This is a genomic window from Acidovorax sp. KPB24-07, assembly GCF_057543315.1.
The window spans coordinates 1-4121 of the sequence record NZ_BAAJYS010000307.1; the positions used below are offsets into that span (position 1 = coordinate 1).

4 protein-coding genes and 1 pseudogene are annotated in these 4121 nt (G+C 69.9%); 3 read left to right on the forward strand and 2 right to left on the reverse strand.

Annotated features, from left to right (window positions below):
- Positions 1-325 (forward strand): cytochrome b/b6 domain-containing protein (locus tag AC27IQ_RS19835; RefSeq protein ID WP_487090509.1); only part of this gene is annotated, 325 nt, incomplete at its 5' end.
- A gap of 18 nt (positions 326-343) precedes the next feature.
- On the opposite strand, the gene AC27IQ_RS19840 is transcribed toward AC27IQ_RS19835, so the two are convergent.
- Positions 344-901 (reverse strand): DUF4124 domain-containing protein, encoded by a 558-nt coding sequence (locus AC27IQ_RS19840; protein ID WP_284429687.1) that lies wholly within the window; start codon positions 899-901, stop codon positions 344-346.
- Positions 902-985: 84 nt separating this feature from the next.
- Positions 986-2968 carry a lytic transglycosylase domain-containing protein gene (locus AC27IQ_RS19845; RefSeq protein WP_317353283.1) on the reverse strand — a complete coding sequence of 661 codons (1983 nt, stop codon included), beginning with the start codon at positions 2966-2968 and terminating at the stop codon, positions 986-988.
- A 15-nt stretch (positions 2969-2983) separates the two neighbouring features.
- On the opposite strand from AC27IQ_RS19845, the gene AC27IQ_RS19850 reads away from it, so the two are divergent.
- Both AC27IQ_RS19850 and AC27IQ_RS19855 read left to right on the forward strand, forming a co-directional pair.
- On the forward strand, positions 2984-3556 hold the full coding sequence (locus tag AC27IQ_RS19850) for a 5-formyltetrahydrofolate cyclo-ligase (protein ID WP_272565224.1): 573 nt from the start codon (positions 2984-2986) through the stop codon (positions 3554-3556).
- Positions 3557-3675: 119 nt separating this feature from the next.
- Positions 3676-4121: pseudogene (locus AC27IQ_RS19855) on the forward strand (glutathione S-transferase); the annotation flags it as partial.

Here is a 4121-nt window from a genome sequence, read left to right on the forward strand (position 1 = left end):
CGCCACCTGGGCCTACGCGCGGGCCGTGGGCGCGGGACGCGCGCCGCGCCACCTGGGCCACAACCCGCTGGGCGGCTGGATGGTGGTGGCGCTGCTGGGCTGCATCGGTCTGCTGGGGTTCACCGGTTGGCTCTACACCACCGACTTGTTCTGGGGCTACGGCTGGCTCGCCAACCTGCACGAGGGCCTGGGCTGGACCCTGCTGGGCCTGGTCGCCCTGCACGTGGGCGGCGTGCTGTTCACCGGGTACAAGCACCGCGAGAATCTCGTGCGGGCCATGGTCACCGGGCGCAAGGCCCCGCCCACGGGCGACGACGTGCCTTGAGCGCCGGCAGGCCGGGCTTCAGAAGCGGTGCTGCTGCGCGCACCCCATCACGTGGTTGCGGTCGTTGGAAATGCACTGGTAGAAGTCGCGCTTGACGCCCGTGGCCGATTCACAGTCGCCGACCGTGATGTGGCTGCGCGTGGCGCGGATCTTGCCCGCCGTGGCTTCGTATTGCTCGCGGGTCAGGTAGCCGTCGCGTGCGTTCTTGTCGCCGGTCTCCAGCATGGTGTCCAGGCCCGAGGTCGCGTTGCTCACCGCCCTGCCGCAGGACAGCGGCACCTTGCCCGGCTGCGTCTTGGTCAAACCCTGCGCCAGGCCATTCACCTGGTCCTGCACGTCCCGGGGCAGCTTGCGCGGCGCGGCGGCAGAACCGGTCCCGCCGCTGCTGCCGAACGGCACCGTGTTGTGCAACTGCGGCTGCTCGGCCGTGGACAGGTCCGGCGGCTGCTGGCCATACTGCGTGCGGCCCTGCGCATCCACCCACTTGTAGACCGGCTGCGCCGAAACGGCCCCGCACAGCAACCCGGCTGCCAAGGCGATGGCCGCAGCGGCCCCGATTCTCTTCTTGTTGGACATGGTTTTTTTTTATGAAACGGCCGCCCTCCGCGGCCGGGTGAAACCGCAGTGCCGGGCGCCCTCGCACCCGGCACCGCGCAGGAATCAGGGCAGGTCCTTGTTCGGCTCCGGCACTGCGGCATCGCGCGGCCCCACGCTGCCCAGCCGCCCCTTGAGCGACTGCGGCTGGCCGCTCAGGATCGCGGCGTACAGCGTCGTGTTGGCCAGCACCTTCTTCACGTAGTCGCGCGTTTCGCTGAAAGGCACGTTCTCCGCCCAGATGGCCGCCTCCAGCAGCGGACCGTTGCGCCAGTTGCGCGGGCGGCCCGGGCCGGCGTTGTAGGCCGCAGCGGCCAGGGGCATGGAGCCGTCGAAATCGTCCAGCGCCAGCTTGAGGTAGGCGGTGCCGATGGTGATATTGGTCTCGCGGTCGTTGATCTGGTCGGGCGTGAAATTCGCCATGCCGATCTTGCGGGCCGTCCAGCGGGCCGTGGCCGGCATGACCTGCATGAGGCCGGAAGCCCCCACGCCCGAGCGCGCGTCCATGACGAAGCGGCTTTCCTGGCGGATGAGCCCGTACACGTAGGCCGGGTCGAGCCCGATGGCCTGCGACCGCGCCACCACCGTGCTGCGAAACGGCATGGGAAAGCGCTGCGATGCGTCGAATGCCGCCTTGGTGCGCTCGCTGGTGTTGATGCAGCGGTCCCACACCTCGCGCTGGCAGGCGAACTCGGCGGCGGCCAGCAGCTCGCGGTCGGCCATGCCGCCCGGACTGTGCAGGTTGGTGGCGTAGTTCCATTCGCGCACGCCTTCGCCGCGAAGCCCCAGCAAGATGGCGTACAGCCCGCGGTTGAGCGACGGGTTGGCGCGCACGGCGGCCTTTTCCTCGGGCGTCGGCGGCAGGGGCGCGGCCGGCAGCACCACGCGCTGTCCCAGCTCTTCCAGGGCCAGCATTTCATAGAAGCCGTTGGTGCCCGCGATGCGTTCGAGCAGCTCGCGGGCGCGGGCCTTGTCTTCGTCGCCCGGGCGGTTGGACAGCCAGGCGCGGGCACGCCAGTAGGTCCACGTGCTGTCCTGGCGGGCGGTGGGCGACATGGCGTCGATGGCGCGCGCCACCTGCTTCCACTGCCCGGCCCGCAGGGCGGCGCGCACCTTCCAGCCCAGGGTGTCGTCGGACAGGTCGGCGTCCTTGGACACGTTGCCGAAGTAGCCCATGGCGTCTGGCGACAGCGCGATCGCCGTCTGCTTGCCGATCACGCCCCAGACCCAGTTGCGCTCCTCGGACGACAGCTGCACGCCCCACTTGGCATCCAGCAGCCGCGCCGCGGCGCCAGGGTCGGCCATGGCCATCTTGATGAGCCCGAGCACGACCAGCTCCTGGCGCACGCGCCCGGCGGCCGTGGCGCGGCCAGCCAGGAACTTGACGGGCGAATCGAACACCTCACGCAGCTGCGGCAGCGCCTCGGGCGCCACGATCTCGACCGCGTTGCGCGTGGCGCGGGCGCGGTTGGCCTCGGCCGACAGGCGCGCCTTGCGCCAGATGTCCATGGCCGTGACCTTCTTGTCGGCATAGAACTCGGCCACCGCGTGCGTGCAGCCGTCGTCGGCCTCGCGCTGGCCGTACCAGTTGCGCAGCACCTCCTCGATGGCGCCGGCCGGCGCCGTGCCCTTGATCTGCTCGATCAGCAGCGCGTAGCAGCGCACCTCGCGGTCGTCTCCCATGCGGAACTGCGGGTGCAGCTCGGAAAACTGCACCCAGTCGCGGCGCTGGCCCACCAGCAGCAGCCAGTCGTTGCGCAGGCGGTCTTCCTGGTAGGTGCCGGCGTAGCGCTGCAGGAAGGCGCCCACCTCCTGCGGCAGGGCCTCGCCGAGGCGGGCCCGCAACTCCCAGTAGGCGGCCCAGGGCTCGAGCACGTGGCCACGGGCACTCGGCAGCAGCTGGGTGAGCCGTTGCCGGTCGCCCTTGCGGAAGGCCTGCTGCATCTCCAGCAGGGTATCGTCACCCCGGTTTTGCGCGACCGCAAGGGTCGCGCCACCGGCGAGCAAGGCGCCCGCGACGAGCGGTGTCAGAATCTTGAGCAATTGCATTGGGGGAATTATGTGATGGACAAAGCAGCCCTGCGCCGCGCACTGGTAGAAGAACGCCTGAACCTCCCCGACCGCCTACAGCGGGCGGACCTGCTTCAGCGCGTCATGCGAATCTGGCTGGTGGACCGGCCCGACACCGTCATCGGGGCCTACTGGCCCATCAAGGGCGAGTTCGACCCGCTCCCGGCGCTGCACCGCTGGAAGGAAGACGGCGAACTGCTGGACGAGCCCCAGCGGCGCCGCATCGGCCTGCCGGTGGTGGACAAGGTGCACAAGACCCTCACCTTCCATGCCTGGTACCCCGGCTGCCCCATGGAGGAGGACGCCTACGGCATCCCCAAGCCCAAGGACACCGAGGTGATCGTGCCCTCGCTGCTGTTCGTGCCCTGCGTGGGCTACGGCCCCGGCGGCTACCGGCTGGGCTACGGCGGCGGGTTCTACGACCGCACGCTGGCCACGCTGCAGCCGGTGCCCACCACGGTGGGCCTGGGCTTCACGCACGGCTACATCGACGACTTCGAGCCCGAGGCCCACGATCTGCCACTGAATGCCATCCTGAACGACAACGGCGTGGTCTGGCCGATCTGACCGGCCAGGGCGCCAGGCACCGCTGATGCGCGGCGCGCATCAGTCGCCGGGCGAAAAGGCATCGAAAGGCTGCTCGACGGCGTCGTAGGATGCACCTCCCGTTTTCCGAGGTGAATCCCATGTTCCAGCTCTACATCGGCAACAAGAACTACTCCTCCTGGTCCATGCGCCCCTGGGTGCTGCTGCGCCAGGCCGGCATCGCGTTCGAGGAAGTGCCGCTGCGTTTCGACAGCTTCGACGAAGGCTCGCAGTTCAAGCAGAAGATCCAGGCGGTCACGCCCACCGGCAAGGTGCCCGTGCTGGTCGACGGCGGCCTGGCGGTGTGGGACACCCTCGCCATCGCCGAATACGTGGCGGAAAAGCACCCGGACAAGGCGCTGTGGCCTGCCGACGCGGCCGCCCGCGCACGGGCCCGCAGCGTCTGCGCCGAGATGCACAGCGGCTTCGCCGCGCTGCGCGGCGCCTGCCCCATGAACATCGAGGCCCGCCTACCCGACACCGGCGCCCTGCTGTGGCGCGACCGCCCCGCCGTGCCGCGCCGACGTGGCGCGGCTGATCGAGATGT